The organism is Heminiphilus faecis (assembly GCF_008728965.1).
GTDB classification, from domain to species: Bacteria; Bacteroidota; Bacteroidia; order Bacteroidales; family Muribaculaceae; genus Muribaculum; species Muribaculum faecis.
The window spans coordinates 1-520 of record NZ_VSMC01000077.1; the positions used below are offsets into that span (position 1 = coordinate 1).

The window sequence follows — 520 nt, forward strand, 5'->3', positions numbered from 1 at the left end:
AATACGATCGACTTCAAAATTATCTATGAGTACCTCCGGCAGGATGGCTCGAAGCAGTTTTTCCGATTTCATGATGCAAAGGTAATACTATACCACGATACATCCACGTCGCCCACCGGGAAAATCCACTGACCCAGTATCTCGTCGGCGTGCTCATAAAATGTGGCAGCAATGGTATTGAATGACTTGAATCCGGCTTGGGCGACGCTGTTGTACCATCGGGCAAGATTCAATCGGGCGCAGTCTTTTGTCGAGCGTCTGTTGAATATGGTCCTTAGGTTCTGGGACAGCCTGTAGGCTTCCTTCAGGTCCGGGTATAGTCTGAACAGCATCCCGGCCCGCTGCCTTTGCGAGACCGTCCACTTTTCGGGAGATTTGAACAGCGCATAGCGTCCTCTTGCCAGCAGTTCCTTGAGCGTGTCGCCGTTTTCAAGACGTTCCGCCACATACTTGCGTCCCTCGATCTTTGCGCTCTCCCTGCCGTCGGTATCGGCATTGATGGCGTCCCAACGGTGCTTTA

1 protein-coding gene is annotated in these 520 nt (G+C 52.3%); it reads right to left on the bottom strand.

The window, feature by feature from the left end; translation table 11 throughout:
* Nucleotides 1-68 precede the first annotated feature (68 nt).
* On the bottom strand, nucleotides 69-520 hold a 452-nt coding region (locus FW767_RS13010), incomplete at its 5' end, for a transposase (RefSeq protein WP_235898137.1).